Below are 23,530 nucleotides of genomic sequence, written 5' to 3'. Positions count from 1 at the left end.
CCGCCGGCCTCCGGCGGTGCCACCCCGCGCGGCTGCTCAGGCGGATGCCCCGGCGAAGTAGTGGCCCTGGTCGAGGTCCTCGACGAGCCCGGGCCCGGCCGGCTGCCACCCCAGCAGCTCGCGGGTGTGCGCGCTGGAGACGGGGCCGTCCATGCCGAGGAAGCCGGCCAGCCAGCTGAAGTGGCCGGGCGCGTCGTCGGGGGAGACCGGGGCCACGGGCAGGCCGAGGTGGCGTCCGATCACCTCGGCGACGGTGCGGATCGGCACGCCCTCGTCCGCGACCGCGTGCAGCGTGGAGCCGGCCGGTGCGCTCTCCAGCGCCAGGCGGAAGAGACGTGCCGCGTCGGACCGGTGCACGGCGGGCCAGCGGTTGGCACCGTCGCCGATGTGGCCGGAGACGCCCTTCTCCCGGGCGATGGCCACCACGGTGGCGAGGAAGCCGTGGTCGCCGTCGCCGTGCACGGTCGGCGGAAGCCGGACGACCGAGGAGCGGACGCCGACGTCGGCGAGGGCGGTCGTCGCGTGCGCGTTGGCCATCCGCCTGGCCGGGCCGCCGGTCAGGTGGGCACCTGCCCGGCCGTCGGCCTGGCCGTCCTGCTCCGTCACGACCCGCCCCGGCGCGAGGCCGAGCGTTCCCGAGGCGATGACGAACGGGCGGCCGGAGCCGGCGAGGGCCTCGCCGAAGGTGTCGATGGCGAGCCGGTCCGCGTCGGCGGCGCTCTCGAAACCACCGCTGAACGCGATGTCGTGCTTGAAGGCGAGGTGGATCACGCCGTCGGACTCGGCGGCCGCGCTGCGCAGGGTGTCGAGATCGTCGAGCGTGCCGCGGCGCACCTCGGCGCCGGCTTCGGCGAGGGCGGCGGCCGAGGCGTCCGAGCGGGCGAGCCCGACGACCTGGTGGCCGGCGCCGATGAGCTCCGGCACGACGGCTGAACCGATCCAGCCGGACGCGCCGGTGATGAACACGCGCATGAGGAGAACCTCCGGGTAGGTCGACCGTCCTCGCCGCGGCGTGCCGGGGTGCCGGCGGTGCCGGCGGTGCCGGAGCACTGGACGCCCGGCGAGGGAATCGATGTCAGTGACTGTCATCGACCGTAGCACTGATGTCAGCGACTGTCATCGCGTAGGATCGGGCCATGAGTCGATGGGAGCCGAACGCGCGCGGGCGCCTGGAGCAGGCGGCGCTGGACCTCTACCGCGAGCGCGGGTTCGAACAGACCACCGCCGCGCAGATCGCCGAACGCGCGGGGCTCACCGAGCGGACGTTCTTCCGGCACTACGCCGACAAGCGCGAGGTGCTGTTCGGGGGTTCGCCCGCGCTGGAGCAGGCCTTCGTGGACACCCTCGCCGCCACACCGGCGACGGCCGCGCCGATCGACGCGATGGCCGCGACCCTGGAGACGGTGGCCGCCTTCTTCCTGGAGCGCCAGGACTTCGCCCGGCAGCGCCAGGCCGTCATCACGGCGAACGCGGAGCTGCGCGAGCGCGAGCTGATCAAACTCGCGTCACTGTCCGCGGCGCTCGCCGCCACCCTGCGCCGACGCGGCGTCAAGGAGCCTGCCGCGAGCCTCACCGCGGAGGCGGGCATCGCCGTCTTCAAGATCGGGTTCGAGCGGTGGGTCGGCGACAGCGGGGAACGCACCCTGGCGGAGTTCCTGCGGGAGTCGCTCCACGAGCTCAAACTCGTGGCCAGCGGGGAGTGACGGCGGGGGAGTGACCGTGCGGAGTGACCGTGCGGAGTGGCCGCGGCCCCGGCCGCGCGGCCGGGCCCCGTTGCCGTCGGGGCCGGTGCGGCAGGTCGTAGGGTGCTCCGTATGAGGAGACACATCCCGTTCGAGCGTCTGCACAACTTCCGTGACCTGGGCGGCTACCGGGCTGCCGACGGCCGTACGGTGCGCTGGGGGCGACTGTTCCGCTCCGACTCGCTGGCCAAGCTCCAGGGCCAGGACCGCGACGACTTCCTCGCGCTGGGCGTCCGCACCGTGATCGACCTCAGGTATCCCTGGGAGATCGAACGCAGCGGCCGCGTTCCGGAGCAGCAGGGTCTGGCCTACCACAATCTGAGCATCGAACACCGGCCGTACGACCAGGCGGGCCTGGCCCCGGACGTCGAGCCGGGACGCTTCCTGGCGGACAAGTACACCGAGGTCGCCCACGACGGCGTCAAGGAGATCCGGCGCGCGCTGGAGATCATCGCCGACGACACGGCTCCCCTGGTGTTCCACTGCCACTCCGGCAAGGACCGCACCGGCCTGCTGGCCGCGCTGGTCCTCGCCCTGCTGGGGGTGCACGAGGACGACCTCGTCGCCGACTTCACCCTGACCGAACTCGCGACCGGACGCCTGGTCGCCGACTGGCACGCCGGCTACCCCGACCTGACCCTCAGCTGGCCCGGCTACGGGCGTGCCCCGGCCGAGATCATGCAGCTCTTCCTGGCCGGCCTGAACACGCGTTACGGTTCGGTGCACGGCTACGCCGTCGAGGCCCTCGGCGTGGACGACGACCTGGTGACGGCACTGCGCGGCCGGCTGCTCACCCCCTGAGCCCGGCAAGGACGGGCCGGCAGGCGTGCGGTACTGCGAAGGTGATCCCGCCGTAGGGCGTGCGGCGAAGCGCGAAGCTGGAAGCTCGAAGGTCCAAGGAGGAGAGCGGATGGTCCTGCTACGTGATGTCGGGCTCGGTGACCTCGACGCCTATGTCCGGATGCGCTGCGACCCGGTCATGATGGCGGAACTGGGCGGCCCGCTCCCCCGGGAGGGGATCGAGGCGAAGGTCCGACTGGACGTGGAGCAGGCGGCGGCGGGCATCTGGTGGATCAAGATGATCGTGCCGGACGAAGCCGCACCGCAGGTGGTGGCCGGCCAGGTCTCCCTGTGGCAGCACGACGCCGACGACGGCTCCGACGGGGAACCGGTCTCCGAGGTCGGCTGGATGGTGCTGCCGGAGTTCCAGGGACGCGGCTTCGGAAGGGATGCGGTGCGTTCCCTCCTGGAGCTGGCCCGCGAGGACGGCCGCTGGGGGCTGGTGCACGCCTTCCCGGGGGTGCCGAACGCCCCGTCGAACGGCATCTGCCGCTCGCTGGGCTTCACCTTCGTCGGCGAACAGGAGGTGGAGTTCGCCGGCCGGCTGCTGCGGACCAACCACTGGACCCTCGACCTGGGCTGAGGGCGGCCCGCAACTACGGCCTGGGCTCGCCGTACCAGCGCCAGGAGGTGCGGCGGGGGCGCCCGGCCAGTTCGCCGCGCCCGGTGGCCCACAGCAGGGTGGGCCAGGGGTCGGTGTCCTGCGGGACGTCCGGGAACAGGCGGGCGAGGACGCGCGAGCAGAGACCGGCGGGCGGGTCCCAGTCGAGGCCCAGGCCCTCGGCCAGGTCGTGGGTGTGGACCAGGGTCTCCACCAGGCCCATCGCCGCGAAGCCCTCCGGGTCCGAGACGCCGTAGCCGTGGTAGGCCCGGGTCTGCGGGGCCGTGGTGCGGGCCATCGCGACGAGCAGCGCGCCGCTCGCCTCCAGCACCTGCAACAGCCCGGCCGGGCCGGCCGTCCGGTCGGCATGGATGGCGTTCGCGGGGCCGCCGGGCCTGCGCGGCTCCCAGAGGAAGGGCACCTCGCCCTCCAGGGGCGGTTGCCGGGGGCCCAGTTGGGCGGCGTACGCGAACAGGTCGTCACTCAGGTGCTCGGCGGTCTCCCAGCAGTCCCACTCCAGCGAACCGGCGTTGCGGTCCCAAGCCGCATCGGGTGCGTCCCGCAGGGTGGCGACGGCGAGCCGGACGGCCAGGTCGAGGTCGTCCGCGGTCACGGGCTGCCGGTGCGTTCCGGTGTCGTTCGAGCGAGGCATGGCAGGACCGTACCGCGAGCGCCGGAGCGAGGCCGGCCGGACGCGCATCGCGCCCCCGGCCTGGATGGGCCGCGCCGCGACACCGTAGGGTGGCGAGATCGGGAGTGATGGACCGGCACCACGGTGTACGGGCTGACGTCGCGGGAGCGGCGGGGCGGGGTGGTGACCAGCGGTGGTGGAGGCAACAGCTGTTCCCGGGTACCCGGATGTGCCGGGGAGCGGCGCAGGACGGTCCGACGGGCCGTCGGCCGTCGAGGAGACCACGCGGATGCCGGTGTTCCAGGGTGACGAGGTGTCGGCCGCGGAGCGTACGGCGCCGCTGCCCCTCGTGGTCGAGGCCGACGACCCCGTTGCCGTCAGCGACTTCGTCACCGACTTCGTTGCCGACGAGGTCGCCGGCGCCGGCGCGGACGTTGTGACCGGAGCGAACCCCTTCGACGCGCCGCGGCCCGCCCTCCGGCCGGATCCGTTCGCCGGGCCAGGCCCGTTCGACGCCCCGAATCCGTTCGACCTGCCCGTTCGCAGGGAGCCGCCGGTCGCGCCCGTCGCGCCCGTCGCCCCCGTCGCGCCCGTCGCGCCCGAGCAGGACCCGGCCGCCGGGGCGGTGCCGCCGCCGCCCTCGGCCCCGCCCGCGGCTCCGGCCGCACCCCCGGTGCCCCCTCCGTCCACCGGATGGACCAGCGTGCTGCCCGTGACACTCCCGCAGCAGCCCCAGCCCCAGCAGCAGCCCCAGCAGCAGTCGCCGTCCGCGCCGGTCCCGCCCGGGGGCCTGGGGGCCGCGCCGCGCGGGCGGATCCTGGTCGTCGAGGGTGGATACGGTGCGTCAGGTCGGCGCTCCTGGGGGCGCGGTGGCGCGAACCAGGCGCCGGTGCTGTCCGCGATGCTGGCGGCCGTCTCGCCGCAGATGCTGCTCGCGGCGGATGCCGTGGACGCCGTCCACCTGCCGGGCGCCAACGATCCGCAGACCGTCCTCGCCCACCTCCGGGCGGCCTCGCGCCACCCCGGCCCGCTGCTCGTCCACTTCGGCGGGCACCTGGTGGCCGACCGGCGGGACGGCGCGCTCTTCCTGACGCTGCGTGACTCCAAAGCGGGGGACGGCCTGCCGTGGCAGGCCGTCGTCGCCGAACTCCAGCACCGCTCGCCGGAGTGGCAGACCCTGGTGATCGCCGACCTGAGCGCCGACCAGCACGCCTGGCCGCAACTGCAGAGCACGATCTCCCCGCTGGCCGACGGCATACCGCTGTGGGCCGTGGTCAGCCCGGACCCGGAGCAGATCGGCACCTTCACCCGTGCCCTCATCGAGGCCCTGCACGGCGGACGGCCCGGCGCCGACGCCGTGCTCGCACCCGAACAGCTGCGCCAGCAGGTGTACTCGGTGCTGCGGCCGGACGTCCTGATCCTCACCTCGCACGCCCCCGACCGGCCGGTCTTCCGCAACACGGCCCGCCGGACGGACGGGGCGCCGGTCGAACCCGTGCCGTACGAGGGCCCCCGCCCGGTCGCGGTGCAGCCCCGTCCGGTCGTCCGGCGGGACGTGCCTGCGGCCCCGGCCCCCGTTCCTGCGGCGGCGCCGCCGCGGGTGCGGCTGGACAAGCCCGGTGCGGCGGCGGTGGCGGCTCCGCAGGTCAGCCTGGACAAGCCCGGCGCCACGCCACAGCCGGCCCGGCCCGCGGTGACGCTCGCCAAGGCAGCCGCACCGCCGTCGGCCCCCGAGGCCGCGGTCGAGAGCGCCACGCCTCCGGAGGCCGAGGCCCCCGAGGCCGCGGCCCCGGAGATCCAAGCCCCGAAGGTCGAAGCCCTGGAGGTCGAGCCTCCGGAGGCCGAGGCTCCGGAGCCTGTGGAGCCGGCCGCCGCAGTGCGGGTGACCCTCCGTAAGGTGGCCGCGGCCGAACCGCCGGCCGAGCGGCCCGCTCCGGCGGGCGGCACCGTCATCCTGCGCAAGCCCGGCCCGGAGGGTACGCCGCCGGAGCGGGAGGACACCGACCCCGAGGCGACGGCCGAGCTGCCGCTCCCCGCCGCCGCACCGGGCGTCGTGCTGGGCAAGGCGACGGACGGGCCCGCCGCGCCCGCGAGCCTGCCCGCACCCGACAGTCCGCCCGCGCCCGACAGCCTGCCCGCGCCGGCCGACTACCGTGAGGCGATCGGCCGGATCGTGCGCAGCGCGGACGCGGGCGAGCACGAGGCGGCCGCCGACCTGGCGCTGGAGCTGGAGCGGCAGACGGTGGCGGCGCACGGGCCGACGGCTGCGCCGGTGCTCCAGGTGCGGCAGGTGCGGGCGCACGTGTCGCGGCTGGCCGGGCGGGCGGGCGAGGCCGCCGACCTCTACCGGGAGGTGGCGCTGGTGCTGCTGCGCGCGGAGGGGGCGGAGCATCCGGAGACCCAGCGGGCGGCGACCAACGCGGAGGCGTGCTGGCGCGCGATCGCCGACCGGGCGGAGGCGCTCAAGGTGGCACCGGAGATCATCGAGCTGAGGGCGTACCTGCCGGGCCCGGACGGCCGCAAGCTCCGCGCGGCCGAGCGGTATCTCGCCCAGCTGGCCGCCGCACCCTCGGCGGACTGACGGTCGTACGGTACGACGAGTGTGATGACCCTATGGGACCGGCCGGGTGGCTGACCGCCACCCGGCCGGGGCCCGCCGGCCGGATGCCGGGCCGGGTGTGCGGTCAGCGCCCGGCGACGGCGTGCACGAAGCGCGCGCCGTCGATGGTGCCGAGCCCGGACGCCAGGTCGTAGCCCTTGGCAGCCTGGTAGCCGGTCACCGCGTCCCAGGAGTTGTCGCCGGCCGTCACATCGACGATGCCGCTGAACCGGGGCGGTGCCAGGCTGAGCCCGTACATCCGCCAGTTGAGCTGGCCGAGCCGGTGGCCGGCCAGCTGGGCGGCCAGGGCGACCACGCCGGCGAAGATCGGCGTGGCCTCGCTGGTGCCGCCGGTGAGGTGCCAGCCCACCCGGGTCGGGTCGTAGGACTCGTACGTCCACGCCGCGCCGTCGACCGCGGCGCTCATGCTGATGTCGGGCGTACCACGGTGGTTGCCCGTCACCCGGGCGGCGCCGGCCTGGTACCAGGGGCGCTCGAAGACGCCGGAGGTGCCGCCGCCGGCCGCGCCGTAGTCGTCGTGCCAGACCCGGTCGGGGGCGGTGCGCCCGCCGTTGTCGTCCAGGGTCAGCTGGGTGCCGCCGACGGAGGTGACCAGCGGGTCGGAGGACGGCCAGGAGTTGACCTTGTACGGGTACAGGTTCTCGCCGTCGGCCTGGTAGTCGGTGGCGCCCGCGTCGCCGGAGGCGGCCAGGACGGTGACGTCGTGCGCGGCGGCCTCCTCGAAGGCGTAGCGCAGGTCGGTCAGCGACGAGAAGTCGCCCCGGTCGTAGCCCGGGAAGGTGTTCTCGGTGGCACCGAAGCTCTGCGAGATGACGTCGGCGCGGCCGGCCCTGATGAGGGCCCTCTCGGCGTCCATCATCTCGGGCAGGCCGGTGACGCCCTCGGTCTCGGCGACGCCGGTCTCGACCAGGATGATGTGGGCGTCGGGGGCGACGGCGTGGGCGTACTCGACGTCCAGGGTGCTTTCGCCGGCCCAGCCGGTGTGGTCCGGGTTGGTGGGGTCGAACTCGGGGACGTTCCCCCACTTGACCACCTCGACCTGGGTGTCGGGGATGCCCCACTGCCGGTCGAAGACCTCCAGGTCGTGCTGGATGGTCGGGGACCCGAAGGAGTCGACGATCACGATCGTCCGGCCCTTGCCCGTGATGCCCTCCTGGTAGAGCGGCCCGAGGTTGTAGGCGGTGCGGTACTGGAGCGGCGAGTAGCAGTGGATGCCGATCTCGGTGACGCACTGCGAGGTCGGCAGCGGTGCGACCCGGGCGGCGGCGTTGATGTGGCCGGCTGACGCGGGGCGTACCTGCACGGCGGGCAGCCGGTGTCCGGCACGGGCGGGGCCGGCCGTGCCCAGGCTGCCGGCGCTCAGGGCGGTGGCCCCGACGGCGAGCAGCGCGAGGGCGCGGACGGTGGCGGAGCGGCGGGTGCCCGCGGTGGCGGGGGAGGTGCCCATGGGACTCCTTGGGACGAAGGGGGCCGGCCTTGAGGGTCGGTCCGGTCATCCCATCGAGCAGAGCATGATCATGCCATAGTCATTTGGTACTGCTGGTATGACCGCTCCAGGCCACCGGACAAGGTAAAGGCTGGCCCAGGGTTCCGCAATGGACCACCTGGACCAGCCAATTGAGTGATCATCAGTCCGACCACATGGTCCGATCGGATGACTTCACCCCGGACGGCTTCAGCGTGCCCCGCCGTTGACGTACAGCGTCTGCCCGCTGACGTACGAGGCGTCCTCGCTCACCAGGAAGGCCACCACGGACGCGATCTCCTCCGGCTGCCCGACCCGGCGCAGCGGCGTCCGGGCGGAGACCTCGGCCTGGTGGTCCTCGGGCGTGGAGCCGACCCGTTCGGCCGTCGCCGCGGTCATCGAGGTGGCGATGTAGCCGGGCGCCACGGCGTTGACGTTGATGTTGTACGGGCCCAGCTCGATCGCCAGGGTGGCCGTCAGGCCCTGGATGCCGGCCTTGGCGGCGGCGTAGTTGGCCTGCCCCCGGGCGCCCAGGGCCGAGCGCGAGCTGAGCGAGACGATCCGGCCGTACTTCTGCCGCACCATGTAGGTCTGCGCGGCCTGCGCGCAGTTGAACGCACTGGTCAGATTGACCGACAGGACGGTGTCCCAGTCGGCCTTGGGCATCCTGAAGAGGAGGTTGTCGCGGGTGATCCCGGCGTTGTTCACCAGGATGTGCAGCCCGCCCAGCTCCTCCACCACGCTCGCGAAGACGCGCTCGACGGCCTCGTGGTCCGCCACGTCGCAGCCGTACGCCCGCGCCGAGCCGCCCTTGGCGGTGATGGCGTCGACGGTCGCCCGCGCCCGCTCGGCGGTCAGGTCGAGCACGGCGACCGTCGCGCCCTCCTCCGCGAGCCGCAGTGCGGTGGCAGCGCCGATGCCCTGCGCCGCGCCCGTGACGACGGCGGTCCTGCCGGAAAACCTGCTCATGGCCTTCTTCTCCCTCAGACGGATTCGACGAGTACGGCACTGCCCTGGCCGACGCCCACGCACATGGTGGCGAGGCCGCGGTGCGCCCCGGTGCGGCGCATCCGGTGCAGCAGGGTGGTGAGGATGCGGGCGCCGGAGCCGCCCAGCGGGTGGCCGAGCGCGATCGCCCCGCCCGAGGGGTTGACCAGTTCGGGGTCGAAGCCCAGCTGGTCCACGCAGGCCAGCGCCTGGGCGGCGAACGCCTCGTTGAACTCGGCCTCCTCGACGTCCTCGACGCTCCAGCCGAGCCGCCCGAGCACCTTGCGGGTGGCGGGCACCGGGCCGATCCCCATCACGTCCGGGTGGACCCCGGCCGACGCCCCGGCCGCGTACCGGCCGAGCGGCTCCAGGTCGAGCTCGTTCAGCACCTCCTCGCTGACCAGCAGCAGCGCCGCCGCGCCGTCGTTCATCGGCGAGGCGTTGCCGGCCGTGACCGTGCCCCCCGCCCGGAACACCGGCTTGAGCTGTGCGAGCCGCTCCCTGGTGGTGTCCTCCCGGATGCTCTCGTCCTGGCTCACCGTCACCCCGTCCGGGCGCAGCACCGGCAGCAGTTCGGCGTCGAAGTGGCCGTCCTTGCGGGCGGTGGCCGCGAGTCGGTGGCTGCGCAGTGCGAACGCGTCCTGCCGCTCGCGGCCGATCCCGTACCGGGTCGCGACCTCCTCGGCGGTCTCGCCCATGCCGAGGACTCCGTGCAGTTCGTGCATCCGCGGGTTGGTGAGCCGCCAGCCGAGGCGGGTGTCGTGCGTCTCGATCCGGTGCGGCAGCGCCTCGTCCGGGCGGGGCAGTACGAACGGCGCCCGGCTCATCGACTCGCAGCCGCCCGCCACCACGATCTCCGCCTCGCCGCAGCCGATCGCCCGGGCCGCCGTGGTGATGGCCTCCAGGCCGGAGGCGCAGAGCCGGTTGACGGTCGCACCGGGCACGGACTCGGGCAGCCCGGCGAGCAGGACGGCCATCCGGGCGGCGTTGCGGTTGTCCTCGCCGGCCTGGTTGGCGGCGCCCCAGTAGACGTCGTCGATCCGGGCCGGGTCGAGCTGCGGGACGCTGTCGAGCAGCCCGCGCAGCACGGCGGCCGACAGGTCGTCGGGTCGGACGGTGGACAGCGCGCCGCGCAGCTTCCCGATGGGGGTGCGGCGGGCGGCGGCGAAGTAGACGGGACGCACTTCGTCGGGCTCCTCTACGTCGGATGACAGGACGGTCGGACAGGTCGTACGAGATGTCAGAAGGCGCTGACGCCGGTGAGGGCCCGGCCGATGAGCAGCTTGTGGATCTGGCTGGTGCCCTCGTAGAGGGTCATCACCCGGGCGTCCCGCAGGTACTTGCCGACCGGGTACTCGTCGATGAAGCCGTACCCGCCGAAGACCTGGAGCGCGTTGTTGGCGGCGCGCACGGCGGCCTCGCTCGCGTACAGCTTGGCGACGGAGGACTCGGTGGCGAACGGCAGCCCGCGCTCGATGTGGTCGGCCACCCGCCAGGTGAGCAGCCGGGACGCCTCCAGGTCGACGGCGATGTCGGAGATCAGCTCCTGCACCAGCTGGTGCGCGGCGATCGGCTTCCCGAACTGCTCGCGCTCGGTCGCGTACTTCACCGCCGCGTCCAGGCAGGCCTGCGCGATGCCGACGCAGCCGGCCGCGACCGACATCCGGCCCTTGGCCAGCGCCGCCATCGCCACCGTGAAGCCCTTGCCCTCGGCGCCGAGCCGGGCGCTGTCCGGCACCCGTACGGAGTCGAAGGACAGCTCGGCGGTGGCCTGGCCGCGCAGGCCGAGCTTGCCGTGGATCTCGGTGCGGGTGAAGCCGGGAAGGCCGGTCGGCACCAGGAAGGCGGTGATCCCCCGGTGGCCGGCCCGCTCGGGGTCGTCGCCGCCGGTGCGGGCGAAGACCAGGGCGACGTCGGCCCAGGTGCCGTTGGTGATGAACATCTTGGAGCCGGTGATCAGCCACTGGTCGCCGTCCCGGACCGCCCGGGTGGTGAGGTTCGCGGCGTCCGACCCGGTGCCGGGCTCGGTCAGGGCGAAGCAGCCGAGCGCCTGCCCGGAGGTGAGCCGGGGCAGCCAGTACCGCTTCTGCTCCTCACTGCCGTAGGCGTTGACGGACTTGGCGACCAGGCCGAGCGACACCGAGACGATGCCGCGCACGGCGGAGTCGCCCCGGCCGAGCTCCTCCAGCACCAGGCAGTAGGCGAGGTGGTCGCCGCCGCTGCCGCCGTACGCCTCCGGGATGGTCAGTCCGAGGAAGCCGACGTCCCCCAGCTTGCGGACGATCGCGCGGTCCACCGACTCGGCGCGGTCCCAGTCGGCGGCGTACGGCGCGATCTCGCGGTCGGTGAAGTCGGCGGCGAGTGCGCGGACGGCGGCCTGCTCCTCGCTGAGCTCCAGGTTCATGCGGCGTCCATCCAATAAACTAGCGGTGCAAGTTTATTGGGACTCTAACCCGCCAGGGCCCGCCTGTGAAGAGGCGCCTGCGAGAATGACCGCCGGACCCACCCGACTGGAGGACGCGACGATGGCCCGCCCGCGCACGCCACTGCTCAGCCGCGACCGGATCGTCACGGCGGCGCTCGCGCTCGCCGACGCCGAGGGCCTGGACGCGCTCTCCACCCGCCGCCTCGCGACCGAGCTGTCCGTCAGCGGCCCCTCGCTCTACAACCACTTCGCCACCAAGGACGAACTGCTCGACGCCGTGGTGGACACCGTGATGGGCGAGGTCGACCTCAGCATGTTCGACGCGCCGGACGACTGGCGCACCGCGTTGCGCGACTGGGCCCGCTCCTACCGCGCCGCCCTCGCCGCCCACCCCAGCATCGTCCCCGTGCTCGCCCAGGGCCCCGGGCGCCGGCCCAACGCGCTGCGCCTGGCCGACGCCGTCTTCGGCTGTCTGGTCGACGCCGGCTGGCCGCGCGGGCAGGCGACCCGGATCGGCGCCCTGATGCGCTACTTCGTCACCGGCTCGGCGCTCGCCTCCTTCGCCGCCGGGTTCCCGGGCGACGCCGGCCTCTACGCCGAGGAGTACCCGCACCTGGGCGAGGCCCACCTGGTCGCCGAGCACCGCTCCTCCATCGACGAGGGGGCTTTCGAGACCGGCCTCGAAGCCCTCCTCGACGGCCTCGACCTCCGTTACCGCCGCACGGTCAGCCCGGGCTGACCCGCCCGCCGCCGGCCCGGGTCACCAGGGCTCGCGGGCCACGAAGGCCGGCCGCACCGAGGCGTCCACCGGGTCGTAGTACCGGTGGTAGACCGGCGTCAGCCCGCCCGAGACCGGCGGGACGATCCAGCTCCAGTCCGCCGGGGTCGGGCGCCCGAGCCGCTTCTCCTGCGCGATGTGCCTGATGAACCGCTCCGACTCGGTGTGGTGGTCGGCCATCGTCACCCCGGCCTCCTGGAACGAGTGCAGCACCGCCACGTTCAGCTCCACCAGTGCCCGGTCGCGCCAGAGCGTCCGCTCCGAGGAGGTGTCCAGCCCCAGCCGCCCGGCGACCTCGCCCAGCAGGTCGTAGCGGTCCGCGTCCGCCAGGTTGCGCGCCCCGATCTCGGTGCCCATGTACCAGCCGTTGAACGGCGCCGCCGGGTAGCGGACCCCGCCCACCTCCAGCGTCATGTCGCTGATCGCCGGCACCGCGTACCAGCGCAGGCCCAGCTCCGCGAACCATCCGTGGTCCGGATGGGTCAGCTCCACCTCCAGCGCCGCGTCGTCCGGCACCTCGTACCACTCGGGCCGGGCCCCCGGCCGTTCCTGCACCAGCAGCGGCAGCACGTCGAAACGTTCCTCGCCGCACTTCCAGCCCAGCTCGCGGGCGCGCGCCGCGAGCTGCGCCCCGGCCGGGTCGCCCGTCCAGCGGCCGTTCCCGGCCGGGTGGCCCGCGTACCGGACCAGTTGCTGGTTGAGGATCCGCGGGGCCGGCCGGCCCGGCCGGTCGGGGGCGAACACCGAGATCAGCGGCCGGACCCGGCCGCCGTTGGTGGCCAGGCGCAGGTGCTCGAAGCACTCCTCGGCGATGTCGTCCGCCGAGGAGAGGCGGCGCAGGTCGCGCACGACCAGACTGCGCCAGTACAGCCGCCCGATGCAGCGCGCGGAGTTCCGCCAGGCCACCCGGGCACCGAAGGCCAGCTCGTCGGGGGTGTGCTCGTACGTCCCCGTGCGGTCGATCTCGTCCATCACCTGGCGCAGCCGCGGCCGGTGGTCGCCGGCGCCGGGGCGCTCCCGGTGGAACTGCCGGACGAAGTCGGCGGCCTGCTCGGGGTCGGTGAAGCCGGGCGGCGACGGTGCGGGCCTCGGCGCGCGCGGGGGCGCGGGCGCCGGTGCGGGCGGTGCGCCGTGGCCGTACGGGCAGGCGCCGGTCGGCGCGGGCGTGCGGGGTGCGGGCGTGCGGGTGCGGAGCCGGTTGAAGATCAAGAATCATCCCTCCCGGATCCAGGAGTACCGGATGTGTGTGCCCGGCCGCAGAGAGTGAACGAATCGGCCCCCGCACCCGGGCGATTGACGCTAGGGTGCGGGGGCCGTGCCGGTCCGGGCGGTGGTCAGCCCATGTCCTCCAGCCGGACGCCCTTGGTCTCCTTCACGAACCGGGCCACGAAGAACACCGATCCGGCCGCGCAGAGCGCGTAGATCAGGTAGGTCACCGAGAGGTTCCAGCCCGCCATGGACGGGAACGACACGGTGATCGCCCAGTTGGCGATCCACTGCGCGGAGGCGGCGACCGACAGCGCGGCGGCACGGATCCGGTTGGGGAACATCTCGCCGAGCATCACCCAGACGACCACGCCCCAGGACAACGCGAAGAACAGCACGAAGGCGTTGGCGGCGATCAGTGCGACGGTGCCCTGCAGGTCGGGGAGGGCGACGTTGTCGCCGCTGCCGGTGGCCGAGGAGAACGCCCAGGCGCAGGCGCCGAGCGAGACGGCCATACCGGCCGAGCCGACCAGGGCGAGCGGCTTGCGGCCGATCCGGTCGACCAGCAGGATCGCGATCACCGTGCCGACGATGTTGATGATCGAGCTGGAGAAGCTGATCAGCAGCGAGCTGCTCTGGTCGACGCCGACGGACTGCCAGAGGATCGACGAGTAGTAGAAGATCACGTTGATGCCGACCAGCTGCTGGAACACCGACAGGCCGATGCCCGTCCAGACGATCGGCAGCAGCCCGAAGCGCCCGCCCAGCAGGTCCCGGAAGCGCGGCTGGTGGTCGGAGGCGATCAGTGCCTGGATCTCGGTGATCCGGGCGTCGGTGTCGGCGGCGGGGCCCTCGACCTGGCCGAGCACCTGGCGGGCCTCGGCGAGCCGGCCGGCCGAGATCAGGAAGCGCGGGGACTCCGGGATCATCGAGGACATCACGAAGTACACGGCGGCCGGGATGACGCAGACGCCGAGCATCCACTGCCAGGCCTCCAGCCCGAGCAGCTGCCCGCGGGTGTCGCCGCCGGCCGATTCGGTCAGCACCCAGTTGACCAGCTGGGAGATCGCGATGCCGAGCACGATCGCGGCCTGCTGGAAGGACGCGAGCCGCCCCCGGTACCTGGCCGGCGCGACCTCGGCGATGTACGTCGGCGCGATCACCGAGGCGATGCCGATGGCCGCCCCGCCCAGGACCCGCCACAGCGCGAGGTCCCAGGCGGAGAACGGCAGCATCGAGCCGACCGCGCTGACCCCGAACAGGACCGCGCCGGTCTTCATCACCCTGATCCGCCCGTAGCGGTCGGCGAACCGCCCGGCCAGGGCCGCGCCGACCGCCGAGCCGAGCAGCGCGGAGGACACGATCAGGCCGGTCACGCCGTCGCCGACGGCGAACTTCTGCTGGATGCCGGAGACCGCGCCGTTGATCACGGAGCTGTCGTAGCCGAACAGGAAGCCGCCGAGGGCGGCGGCGGCCGTGATGAACACGACGAAGCCGAGGCGCTCGGGTGCGGGGGCGGAACCCCCGGGGGCCCGGCCGGGCCGGGCTGACGACTGGGTGGCGGTCACGGAATTTCTCTCCCGGTGCTCAACATCGAGCCTGCATAGCATGAACGCTTTGCGGCCGGGTTGCCGCAACGCGCGTTCAAGATATGTTCGTATGAATCCATACGGCAAGCTCAAACTGGTAAGGACCCGGCATCCTTACGTTCAGGTGTTGAACATTAGGAGCCGGCTACACCGGTTCGGCCAGTGAAAGCCCGAACCTGCCGGCCTCGTCTGTCCACCATTGCGAGAGCCGAAACCCGGCCGCCGCGAGCTCCTCGGCGACCCGCTCGCGGCGGAACTTCGCCGACACCTCCGTGCGCAGCTCCTCACCGGCCTCGAAGTGCACCGGCAGGTCCAGCGCCGGGATCTTGACGGTCTGCGCGCAGAGCGAGCGCAGCCGCATCTCGATCCACTCCTGCCCGGCGTCCCAGAGCGCCACGTGCTCGAACTGCGCCGGGTCGAAGTCCGCCCCCAGCTCGCGGTTCAGCACGTTCAGCACGTTCTTGTTGAACTCGGCCGTCACCCCGGCCGAGTCGTCGTACGCGGCCACCAGCACCGCCGGGTCCTTCACCAGGTCGGTGCCCAGCAGCAGCGAGTCACCGGGCTCGACCATGCCGCGCAGCGTGGCCAGGAACTCGGCCCGCTCGGCCGGCAGCAGGTTGCCCAGTGTCCCGCCGAGGAAGGCCACCAGCCGGGGGCCGCCGTCCGGCGGCAGGCCCGGTCCGGCGGTGAAGTCGGAGAGCACCGCGTGTACGGCGAGCTGCGGGTACTCCACGGCCAGCGCCTGAGCGGCGGCCGTCAGGGCGCTCTCGCTCACGTCCACCGGCACGTACGTCTCCAGGGTGCCCAGGTCGCGCAGGGCGTCCAGCAGCAGCCGGGTCTTCTCCGAGGAGCCGGAGCCCAGCTCGACCAGCGTCCGGGCCTTGCTCGCGGCGGCGATATCGCCCCCGCGGGCGGTGAGGATGGCGCGCTCCGCGCGGGTCGGGTAGTACTCCGGCAGCTTGGTGATCTCCTCGAAGAGGTCACTGCCCCGGGCGTCGTAGAACCACTTCGGCGGCAGCCACTTGGGCTCGGCGGTCAGGCCGAGCTGTACGTCGTGGCGCAGGGCCCGGCTGAAGTGGTCGGCGGGCAGCAGGCGGGTCAGGTCAAAGGCGGGCATGGCGGCTCGTCCTATCGGTGAAGTGGGAGGGAGAGGTCGGGTCAGAGCGGGGTGACGGTCACGCTCTCGGTGGTGGCGAGCAGCAGTGAGCGGTCGGGGACGGGCACCCAGCCGGGGCCGTCGTCGGCCGGCTCGGAGGCGACCAGCACGGCCCCGCCCGGCCCCGGGCGGTGGAAGAGGGTGTCGCCCCAGGTGGTCGCCGCGATCGTGACGCCGTCGGTGAGCAGCAGGTTGAGCCGGGCCGGCGTCCGGGCGCTGACGTCGGCGACGGTCGTGGCCAGTGCTTCGCCGGGGCCCGCGCCGGCCCGCAGCCGGTGCAGCACCAGGGCCCAGACCAGGGCGGAGTCACTGCGGGCCTCCAGGGCCAGCAGGTCCGCGGGCGGCAGCAGCTCGGCGAGTTTGCCGAGGCCGTCGGGCCAGCCGCTGACGGCGCCGTTGTGGCTGAACAGCCACTGGTCGGTGCCGAACGGCGCCGCCGCGGCCTCGCCGGGCGCGCAGCCCTCGGTGGCCGAGCGGACGGCGGCGAGCAGGGCCCGGGTGCGCACCACCCGGGCGAGGTCGGCGAACGAGGCGTCGGCCCAGATCGGCCCGGCCCGCCGGTAGCGCGCGGGCACCGGATCGCCCTCGGCGTACCAGCCGACGCCGAAGCCGTCCGCGTTGACGGTGCCGTACTGCTGCATCCTGGGCGCCCAGGACTGCCGGTACAGCCCGAACTCCGGCGTGACCACCACGTCGCGCAGGGCGAGGGGGCCGCCGATATAAGCCACATGACGGCACATCAGCTGTGCCCCCTCGGCCGGCCCGGCGGCCGCTGGGGGTGCCGGGCGCCCATCAGTCGCGCTCCGGGTCACGGGCCGTGCGGAAGCCGGAGAAGATCTGCCGCCGGATCGGGTAGTCCCAGTTGCGGAAGGTGCCCCGGCAGGCGACCGGCGCGACGGCGAAGGACCCGCCGCGCAGCACCTTGTACTCCGGGCCGAAGAAGACGTCCGAGTACTCCTTGTACGGCCAGGCGGTGAAGCCGGGGTACGGCCGGAAGTCGCTCGCCGTCCACTCCCACACGTCACCCATCAACTGCCGCACGCCGGCCGGCGACGCGCCCTGCGGGTAGCTGCCCACGGGCGCCGGCCGCAGGTGCCGCTGGTCGAGGTTGGCGTGCTCGGGCGCGGGCGCCGCGTCCCCCCAGGGGTAACGGCGGGAGCGGCCGGTGGCCGGGTCGTGCCGGGCGGCCTTCTCCCACTCCGCCTCGGTCGGCAGCCGTCGCCCGGCCCACCGGGCGTAGGCGTCGGCCTCGTACCAACTCACGTGCAGTACCGGCTCGTCGAGGGGGACGGGCTCGGTCACGCCGAAGCGGCGGCGCAGCCACTGGCCGCCGTCCCGGCTCCAGAACAGCGGCGCCACCAGCCCGGCCCGGTTGCGGTGCTCCCAGCCCTCGGGGTTCCACCAGCGCTCGTCCCGGTAGCCGCCGTCGGCCATGAAGCGCAGGTACGCGGCATTGTCGACGGGCGTGGTGTCCAGCAGGAAGGCCGCCAACTCGACCTCGTGGGCGGGGCGTTCGTTGTCCAGGGCCCAGGGCTCGGTGTCGGTGCCCATGGTGAACGGGCCGGCCGGGATCAGCACCTCGGCGGGCAGGGCGGCGGTGTCGGCCGGTGCCGGGGGCGGCGCCGGGGCGGTCAGTACCGCCGCGCCCTTGCGGAGCTGGTGGGTGGCCAGCATCGTCTCGTCGTGCTGCTGCTCGTGCTGGGCGATCATGCCGAACGCGAAGCCGCCGTCGAGCAGCGGCGCGCCCTCCAGCGGGCTGGCCGCGAGCAGGTCGAGCACCCGGCCGCGCACGTCGTGGGCGTAGGCGCGGGCCTCGTGCGGCGCCAGCAGCGGCAGGCTGGGCCGCTCGGCACGCGGGTGCTCGAAGGCGTCGTACAGCGGATCGATCTCCGGGTGCAGCGGGTCGCGGCCGCCGACGTTGCGCAGCAGCCAGAGCTCCTCCTGGTTGCCGATGTGCGCGAGGTCCCAGACCAGCGGCGACATCAACGGCGAGTGCTGCGCGGTGAGATCGGGCTCCTCGACGCAGTCGGTGAGGGCGGCGGTCCGGCTGCGGGCGGCGATCAGCTCGGTGGCGATCAGCTCGCGCAGCTGCTCCGTGCCGTGCGTGACGGCCGTCGGGCCGGAAGTGGTGTCGTGGTTCAGCACGGTGTGGCCTCCGGGGGTGAGAGTCGGGTGCCGGAGCGCAGGGCGTCCAGCTGGTCGTCGGCGGGACATCGGCCGCGGGCCGGGTAGCGGTCGGCGAACTCGGCGACCGTTGCGCGCAGCTGCTCGGCGCCCTCAAGTCTGGAGAGGGCCGCGTCGGCGGCGGCGAAGCAGGCCAGCGCGGCCCGCCGCAGCTGCGGGTCGCCGACCGCGTGGGTGGCCGCGCGCTGCCAGACGGCGCTGCGCGGCGGCAGTGCGTCCGCGTCGGTGCCGAGCGGCTCCAGGGCGGCGCGGGCGGCGTCGGCCGCCACCGGGTCGTCCAGCAGCGCACCGGTCAGCGCGGCCGGCACGACCCAGCCGTCACCGGGCTGCGCGTCGATCATGCGCAGTTCCAGGTGGCCGTGCGGCCGGACGGGAGGGAACAGGGTGGTGCGGTGGTAGTCCAGGTCGGCCAGGGTCGGCCGCCGGTCGCCGGCGCCGCGCAGCCAGTCGCGGAAGGTCAGCCCGGCGGGTGCCGTCCAGGGCCGGCCGTCCGGGCGGCGGATGCACAGCAGTTCGGCGTCCAGCACGTAGGAGGACCAGGCCGTGCGCGGGTCGCCGCCGTCGGTGGCGGGTGCCAGCGTCCGGCTCGGATCCATCCGGGACCACACGGTCTGCCGGGTGGACCGGTAGCCGGTGGGCTTGCCGTCCAGCAGCGGGGAGTTGGCGAACGCCGCGACCAGGACGGGGCCCAGCTGGTGGGCGAGGCGCCAGCGCCGGCCCAGCTCGTGCGGGCCGCTGTCGGCTCCGGCGTCCACGCAGACCTGGACGGAGGCGGTGCCGGTCATCATGATCCGGCCCCAGGGCCCGGCGCGGTTGAAGAACCGCTCCATCGCCAGGTAGCGGGGGTGGTCCAGGACCATCCGGCGGTCGCGGTCCAGGGGGTCGGTGCCGGTGCCGGTGAGCCGCAGGCCCTGGGCTGCGAACGCGGACCGCAGGACGGCGAGGTCACGTCGGGTGGCTTCGACACAGGAGGTGAGGCTGTCGGCGGGCGGGGAGCTGAGCTCTACCTGCCCGCCGGGTTCCAGGGTGATCAGCGACCCTGCGGGGAGTACCTGGCCGTCGGGGTGCGGCGGCAGTGACGCGATTGCTGCGGCCACGCGCTCCGGCGCGACCGTTAACCCGGGACATCGGTCGTCGTGGACGAACCACTCGACCTCGACCCCGACCAGCCGGGGCGGTCCGATCTTGAAGCAGACGCCGGACATATGGCGCTCGGCCGACGACTCCGTCAGCGGAGTCACCGCCTGGGGCCCCTGACGGGCCTGCTGCGCCGCCCGCCGGGCGGGCGCGCGATTGGGGGACACGGGTATCACCGGACTCACCATCCTCGGGATCACGATTGCGGCCCGGACTTCCTGCCCCAGTTTGCTACGGAGCATGCGAATCTGCTGGGCAAAGATCCGGTGAACGGGTGTTCATGCAGGTCAGAGCAGGCTCAGTCGGCCCAGAACGGTGTCCAGGAGGGGCCCGGGGAGGGCGAAATTGAGCCGGAGGAAGCCCTTTCCGGCCGCCCCGAAGTCGGCGCCGTCGGTGACCTCCAGGCCGCACCGCTCCAGCAGCGCGGTACGGGCGCCGGTGACGGGCAGGCCGAGCGCGGCGGCCTCCAGCCAGAGCAGGTAGGAGGCCTCGGGCGGAGAGGGGACCGCGTCGCCGAGGAGCCCGGTGAGGCGGTCACGGGCGGTGACGAGATGGGCCAGCAGCGCGTCCAGCCAGGGGCCGCCGCTCCGCAGGGCGGCCTGCTGGACCACCTGTTCGAACAGGCCGCCCTCCCAGAGGCCGAACCCGGCCATCACTCCGGTCAGCCGCTCCCGCAGCCCCGGGTCGGGGACGACCGCGAAGCAACTGGGCAGGCCGGAGCTGTTGAAGGTCTTGCCCACCGAGTTGAGCGTGACGGTGTACCGGGCCAGGTCACCGGCCGCGTCCACCGCGACCGGCTGCCGCAGCCCGCGGCCGGGGTGCAGCAGATCGCCGTGCACCTCGTCGGAGACCAGCACCGCACCCGGCGGGCCGTCCGCCACGGCCTCGGCGAGGGCCCGGATCTCGGCGCGCGTCCAGACCCGGCCGGACGGGTTGTGCGGGTTGCTGAGCATGATCACGCCGGGCCGCCGCCGGCCGAACTCCTCGGTGGGCAGCCGGTATCCGCCGGCCTCCCCGCCCCGGCCGAGGACCAGCGGCACCTCCTGCCAGGCCACGCCGGCGGCCCGGCAGATCGCGGCGAATCCTCCCCACTCGGGGGAGGGGAACAGCACCGGCCCGGCCGGATCGAGCGCCGCCAGCAACAGCCGCAGCGCCGTGCGCGGGCTGAACGGCAGCAGCATCACCCAGTCCGGGTCGACGTCCACTGAGTGTCGCGCGCGGTACCAGCGCGCGACGAGGTCCCGCCCGCGCGGGTCGCAGAGTGTGTACCCGTACGCCCGGTGTGCCGCACGGGCGGCCAGGGCTCCGGCGACGGCGGGCGGGCCGGGCAGGTCCATGTCGGCCAACCCCAGTGCGATCACGCCGGAGCGGCCGGCGGCGTCGGCCCGGCCCCACTTGGTGCTCCCCGTGCCAGCCCGGTCGAACGGCCGCTCGAAGGCTGTCGCGTCGAAGGGTGCCGCATCGAAGGCTGCGGGATCGAAGGGTGTCGCGCTGAAGGGTGTTGCGTCGCAGGCTGCGGGATCGAAGCCTGGGGAAGCGGAGGCTGCGGGGTCGGATGCCGTCGGGCCGGATGCCCCGGGGCCGAGCGGCGGGCCGTCGGCGGGCAGGGGGTCGAAGACGTCCAACTCGGTCCTCCGGTGCGTGGCGGGCGGGGCGGTCCGCTGTCACGCTAACGCGGGCCGGCCCCGCCGGGCGGGGTCAACCCGCCGACGCGGCAGCGCAGTCAGCAGCCGGCGGTCAGACGCCGCCGGCGGCGAGGTGGGCGCGCAGTCCGCGCTCGCCGCCGCGCATCATGGCGCCGTGGTTGGCGAGGAAGAGCGGCCGGGCGGGGATCGCCAGGTGCCGCAGCCAGGGTTTGCCGAGCCTGGCCTCCTCCTCGAAGAGCACCCGGGTGCCGGCGCCGTCCGGCGCTATGGTCCAGCGGGACCAGCCGACCAGGTCGCCGGTCATGGCGGCCTCCAGCACTCCGGCGGCCTCGTCCTGCCGGGCGTCGTGGACGGTGAACACCAGCCGGTACGGGAGCGTGGAGCGGACGACGAGTTCGCCGGACCGCTCGCCGGTCTGCCGCACGCTGCGGACCTGCGGCCACCACCGGGGGTACCCGGCGACGTCCGTCAGCACCGAGCGGAGCCGGGCGGGGGCGGCGGTGAACTGCCAGGCGGTGCTGAACCGGTAGGTGCTGAGGTCCATCCCGAATCCTCTCGGTGGGCGACTCCCCGGGCCGGGCGTCCACCGCCCGCGCGCGGGCCGCCCCGCCGGCTGTTCCGGTGCCCGCGCAGGCCGTTTCCGGGCCCCGGCCGACTGCTCACGGTAGCGGCCGGCGCCTGCGCTTCGAAGAGTTTCGACGGGATCGCCGACTGCTTCCGGACGGTGGGGGAGGGTGCCCGCGGACGGCGGCGGCCGGGGCTTCGACGCTGCTCGTGGGCCCAATGCCCGGGAGCGCTCCCACGATTGACGCTCCGATAGCGCCCCCTCCGGCGGGCTCTGTCGAATTGTCGAAATCCGTCCGATCCCTTGACGGAGCAGCGGGTCCGTGGCTTTATATGCCGTGAGGCAAGGGAGCCGCACTCGATTCGCCCCCCGAATATGGGAGCGCTCCCACTCATTTCCCCCTGGATCCCCCCCACCCGAAAGGATCCAAGAAGTGTCTGCACAGCTCGTCGGGCGGCTCAGAACTGCCGCCGCCGCCGTGGCCCTCACCGCCACCGCCATCATGCCGATCGCCTTCGCGAACCAGGCCCAGGCCGCCGCCAAGGTCGACAACCCCTACGTGGGCGCCGGGGTTTACGTGAACCCGGAGTGGTCCGCCCTTGCCGCCGCCGAGCCCGGTGGCAGCGCGGTCTCCAACCAGCCCACCGCGGTGTGGCTGGACCGGATCGCCGCCATCAACGGCACCAGCACCTCGATGGGCCTGCGCGCCCACCTGAACGCCGCCGTGGCCCAGGCCGCCGGCAAGCCGTACGTCGTGCAGATCGTCGTCTACGACCTCCCCGGCCGTGACTGTGCCGCCCTTGCGTCCAACGGTGAGCTCGGCCCGACCGACCTGCCGCGTTACAAGACCGAGTTCATCGACCCGATCGCCGCGATCCTGGCCGACCCGGCCTACGCGAACCTGCGCATCGTGACGACGATCGAGATCGACTCGCTGCCGAACCTGATCACGAACGCCGGCGGCACCGCCACGGCGACCGCGAACTGCGACGTGATGAAGGCCAACGGCAACTACGTCAACGGTGTCGGCTACGCGCTGAACAAGCTCGGTGCCATCTCCAACGTCTACAACTACGTCGATGCCGGTCACCACGGCTGGCTCGGCTGGGACTCCAACCTCCAGCCCACGATCGACCTGCTGAAGACGGCTGCCACCTCCTCCGGCAGCACCGTCGCCAACGTGCACGGCTTCGTCGTCAACACCGCCAACTACTCGGCGCTGAAGGAGCCCTACTTCACCATTGACGACACGATCGGCGGCCAGTCGATCCGTGGCACCTCGAAGTGGGTCGACTGGAACCGCTACGTCGACGAGCAGTCCTACGCCGTCGGGTTCCGCCAGAAGGCCGCCGCGTCCGGCTTCGACACCAACGTCGGCATGCTGATCGACACCTCGCGCAACGGCTGGGGCGGCGCCAACCGTCCGACCGGCCCCGGCCCGGCGACCACCGGTGACGCGTACGTCGACGGTGGCCGCATCGACCGCCGCTTCCAGGCCGGCAACTGGTGCAACCAGTCCGGTGCCGGTCTCGGCGAGCGCCCGACCGCGGCCCCGGCCGCCGGCATCGACGCCTACGTCTGGGTGAAGCCTCCGGGCGAGTCCGACGGTGCGTCCAAGGTCATCGCGAATGACCAGGGCAAGGGCTTCGACCGCATGTGTGACCCGACCTACACGGGTAACGCCCGCAACGGCAACCAGATGTCCGGCGCCCTGCCGGACGCGCCGCTCGCCGGTGCCTGGTTCTCCGCGCAGTTCCGCGAGCTCCTGAAGAACGCGTACCCGCCGGTCACCGGCACGGTCACCGACACCGTCGCCCCGACCGCCCCGTCGGGTCTGGTCTCGACCGGCACCACCGCGTCGACCGTCTCGCTCTCCTGGACCGCCTCGACCGACAACGTCGGCGTGACGGGCTACGACGTCTACCGCGGCGCCACCAAGGTCGGCTCCACCACCGGTG

The 23,530-nt window shown here is 73.6% G+C and carries 20 protein-coding genes; 6 read left to right on the top strand and 14 right to left on the bottom strand.

Features of this window, described 5'->3' with window-relative positions; all coding sequences use genetic code 11:
- Nucleotides 1–36: 36 nt before the first annotated feature.
- Nucleotides 37–972, bottom strand: a complete 936-nt coding sequence (locus ACFUK0_RS18820; RefSeq protein ID WP_380251505.1) for an SDR family oxidoreductase — start codon at nt 970–972, stop codon at nt 37–39.
- 164 nt (nt 973–1,136) lie between these two features.
- On the opposite strand from ACFUK0_RS18820, the gene ACFUK0_RS18815 reads away from it, so the two are divergent.
- From ACFUK0_RS18815 to ACFUK0_RS18805, 3 genes are all read left to right on the top strand, one after another.
- Nucleotides 1,137–1,703, top strand: a complete 567-nt coding sequence (locus tag ACFUK0_RS18815; RefSeq protein ID WP_380251503.1) for a TetR family transcriptional regulator — start codon at nt 1,137–1,139, stop codon at nt 1,701–1,703.
- 111 nt (nt 1,704–1,814) lie between these two features.
- Nucleotides 1,815–2,543 (top strand): tyrosine-protein phosphatase, encoded by a 729-nt coding sequence (locus tag ACFUK0_RS18810; RefSeq protein ID WP_380251501.1) that lies wholly within the window; start codon nt 1,815–1,817, stop codon nt 2,541–2,543.
- Nucleotides 2,544–2,652: 109 nt separating this feature from the next.
- On the top strand, nt 2,653–3,165 hold the full coding sequence (locus tag ACFUK0_RS18805; RefSeq protein WP_380251499.1) for a GNAT family N-acetyltransferase: 513 nt from the start codon (nt 2,653–2,655) through the stop codon (nt 3,163–3,165).
- Nucleotides 3,166–3,178: 13 nt separating this feature from the next.
- Here the strand turns inward: ACFUK0_RS18805 and ACFUK0_RS18800 are convergent, their stop codons facing one another.
- Nucleotides 3,179–3,835, bottom strand: a complete 657-nt coding sequence (locus tag ACFUK0_RS18800) for a maleylpyruvate isomerase N-terminal domain-containing protein (protein ID WP_380251497.1) — start codon at nt 3,833–3,835, stop codon at nt 3,179–3,181.
- 268 nt (nt 3,836–4,103) lie between these two features.
- Here ACFUK0_RS18800 and ACFUK0_RS18795 point away from each other — a divergent pair, with 268 nt between their 5' ends.
- Nucleotides 4,104–6,395 carry a hypothetical protein gene (locus ACFUK0_RS18795; RefSeq protein ID WP_380251495.1) on the top strand — a complete coding sequence of 764 codons (2,292 nt, stop codon included), beginning with the start codon at nt 4,104–4,106 and terminating at the stop codon, nt 6,393–6,395.
- Nucleotides 6,396–6,498: 103 nt separating this feature from the next.
- Here the strand turns inward: ACFUK0_RS18795 and ACFUK0_RS18790 are convergent, their stop codons facing one another.
- The 4 genes from ACFUK0_RS18790 to ACFUK0_RS18775 form a co-directional block, all read right to left on the bottom strand.
- Entirely contained in the window at nt 6,499–7,881 is a 1,383-nt protein-coding gene (locus ACFUK0_RS18790) for a S8 family serine peptidase (protein ID WP_380251493.1), read from the bottom strand.
- Nucleotides 7,882–8,109: 228 nt separating this feature from the next.
- Entirely contained in the window at nt 8,110–8,868 is a 759-nt protein-coding gene (fabG, locus tag ACFUK0_RS18785) for a 3-oxoacyl-ACP reductase FabG (protein ID WP_380251491.1), read from the bottom strand.
- A gap of 14 nt (nt 8,869–8,882) precedes the next feature.
- The gene (locus tag ACFUK0_RS18780) at nt 8,883–10,070 is read right to left on the bottom strand and encodes a thiolase family protein (RefSeq protein ID WP_380251489.1); all 1,188 of its coding nucleotides are present in this window, start codon (nt 10,068–10,070) and stop codon (nt 8,883–8,885) included.
- Between the two features lie 56 nt (nt 10,071–10,126).
- A complete protein-coding gene (locus ACFUK0_RS18775) occupies nt 10,127–11,290 on the bottom strand; it encodes an acyl-CoA dehydrogenase family protein (RefSeq protein ID WP_380251487.1) in 1,164 nt (387 codons plus the stop codon).
- Nucleotides 11,291–11,411: 121 nt separating this feature from the next.
- On the opposite strand from ACFUK0_RS18775, the gene ACFUK0_RS18770 reads away from it, so the two are divergent.
- Complete coding sequence (locus ACFUK0_RS18770) at nt 11,412–12,050, top strand: TetR/AcrR family transcriptional regulator (protein ID WP_380251513.1); 639 nt, start codon at nt 11,412–11,414, stop codon at nt 12,048–12,050.
- Nucleotides 12,051–12,071: 21 nt separating this feature from the next.
- On the opposite strand, the gene ACFUK0_RS18765 is transcribed toward ACFUK0_RS18770, so the two are convergent.
- From ACFUK0_RS18765 to ACFUK0_RS18730, 8 genes are all read right to left on the bottom strand, one after another.
- Nucleotides 12,072–13,298 carry a nitric oxide synthase oxygenase gene (locus ACFUK0_RS18765; protein WP_380251485.1) on the bottom strand — a complete coding sequence of 409 codons (1,227 nt, stop codon included), beginning with the start codon at nt 13,296–13,298 and terminating at the stop codon, nt 12,072–12,074.
- A 125-nt stretch (nt 13,299–13,423) separates the two neighbouring features.
- Nucleotides 13,424–14,863: a sugar porter family MFS transporter gene (locus ACFUK0_RS18760; RefSeq protein ID WP_380251483.1), complete on the bottom strand. Its 1,440-nt coding sequence runs from the start codon at nt 14,861–14,863 to the stop codon at nt 13,424–13,426.
- A 166-nt stretch (nt 14,864–15,029) separates the two neighbouring features.
- Nucleotides 15,030–16,001, bottom strand: coding sequence for an L-histidine N(alpha)-methyltransferase (gene egtD, locus ACFUK0_RS18755; protein WP_380251481.1), 972 nt, complete (start codon nt 15,999–16,001; stop codon nt 15,030–15,032).
- Nucleotides 16,002–16,042: 41 nt separating this feature from the next.
- On the bottom strand, nt 16,043–16,780 hold the full coding sequence (gene egtC, locus ACFUK0_RS18750; protein ID WP_380251479.1) for an ergothioneine biosynthesis protein EgtC: 738 nt from the start codon (nt 16,778–16,780) through the stop codon (nt 16,043–16,045).
- Nucleotides 16,781–16,832: 52 nt separating this feature from the next.
- Nucleotides 16,833–18,185: an ergothioneine biosynthesis protein EgtB gene (egtB, locus tag ACFUK0_RS18745; RefSeq protein WP_380251477.1), complete on the bottom strand. Its 1,353-nt coding sequence runs from the start codon at nt 18,183–18,185 to the stop codon at nt 16,833–16,835.
- On the bottom strand, nt 18,179–19,528 hold the full coding sequence (egtA, locus tag ACFUK0_RS18740; protein WP_380251475.1) for an ergothioneine biosynthesis glutamate--cysteine ligase EgtA: 1,350 nt from the start codon (nt 19,526–19,528) through the stop codon (nt 18,179–18,181). Before egtA ends, egtB begins: the two co-directional genes overlap by 7 nt.
- Before the next feature lie 120 nt (nt 19,529–19,648).
- On the bottom strand, nt 19,649–20,722 hold the full coding sequence (locus ACFUK0_RS18735; RefSeq protein ID WP_380251511.1) for an aminotransferase class I/II-fold pyridoxal phosphate-dependent enzyme: 1,074 nt from the start codon (nt 20,720–20,722) through the stop codon (nt 19,649–19,651).
- 376 nt (nt 20,723–21,098) lie between these two features.
- A complete protein-coding gene (locus ACFUK0_RS18730) occupies nt 21,099–21,551 on the bottom strand; it encodes an SRPBCC family protein (protein WP_380251473.1) in 453 nt (150 codons plus the stop codon).
- Nucleotides 21,552–22,074: 523 nt separating this feature from the next.
- Between ACFUK0_RS18730 and ACFUK0_RS18725 the strand changes: the two genes are divergently transcribed.
- Nucleotides 22,075–23,530: glycoside hydrolase family 6 protein (locus ACFUK0_RS18725; protein ID WP_380251509.1), on the top strand; the 1,456-nt coding region annotated here is incomplete at its 3' end.

This window comes from Kitasatospora sp. NPDC057223 (assembly GCF_042669755.1).
In the GTDB taxonomy this organism is placed as follows: domain Bacteria; phylum Actinomycetota; class Actinomycetes; order Streptomycetales; family Streptomycetaceae; genus Kitasatospora.
Note: the sequence above shows the minus strand (reverse complement) of the source record. Positions and strands in the feature narration are given on the sequence as shown.

Bases quoted from the DNA above. Each gene is read 5' to 3' on its own strand.
- ACFUK0_RS18820 (WP_380251505.1), bottom strand. From the start codon at position 972: ATGCGCGTGTTCATCACCGGCGCGTCCGGCTGGATCGGTTCAGCCGTC.
- ACFUK0_RS18815 (WP_380251503.1), top strand. From the start codon at position 1,137: ATGAGTCGATGGGAGCCGAACGCGCGCGGGCGCCTGGAGCAGGCGGCG.
- ACFUK0_RS18810 (WP_380251501.1), top strand. From the start codon at position 1,815: ATGAGGAGACACATCCCGTTCGAGCGTCTGCACAACTTCCGTGACCTG.
- ACFUK0_RS18805 (WP_380251499.1), top strand. From the start codon at position 2,653: ATGGTCCTGCTACGTGATGTCGGGCTCGGTGACCTCGACGCCTATGTC.
- ACFUK0_RS18800 (WP_380251497.1), bottom strand. From the start codon at position 3,835: ATGCCTCGCTCGAACGACACCGGAACGCACCGGCAGCCCGTGACCGCG.
- ACFUK0_RS18795 (WP_380251495.1), top strand. From the start codon at position 4,104: ATGCCGGTGTTCCAGGGTGACGAGGTGTCGGCCGCGGAGCGTACGGCG.
- ACFUK0_RS18790 (WP_380251493.1), bottom strand. From the start codon at position 7,881: ATGGGCACCTCCCCCGCCACCGCGGGCACCCGCCGCTCCGCCACCGTC.
- fabG (WP_380251491.1), bottom strand. From the start codon at position 8,868: ATGAGCAGGTTTTCCGGCAGGACCGCCGTCGTCACGGGCGCGGCGCAG.
- ACFUK0_RS18775 (WP_380251487.1), bottom strand. From the start codon at position 11,290: ATGAACCTGGAGCTCAGCGAGGAGCAGGCCGCCGTCCGCGCACTCGCC.
- ACFUK0_RS18770 (WP_380251513.1), top strand. From the start codon at position 11,412: ATGGCCCGCCCGCGCACGCCACTGCTCAGCCGCGACCGGATCGTCACG.
- egtD (WP_380251481.1), bottom strand. From the start codon at position 16,001: ATGCCCGCCTTTGACCTGACCCGCCTGCTGCCCGCCGACCACTTCAGC.
- egtC (WP_380251479.1), bottom strand. From the start codon at position 16,780: ATGTGCCGTCATGTGGCTTATATCGGCGGCCCCCTCGCCCTGCGCGAC.
- ACFUK0_RS18730 (WP_380251473.1), bottom strand. From the start codon at position 21,551: ATGGACCTCAGCACCTACCGGTTCAGCACCGCCTGGCAGTTCACCGCC.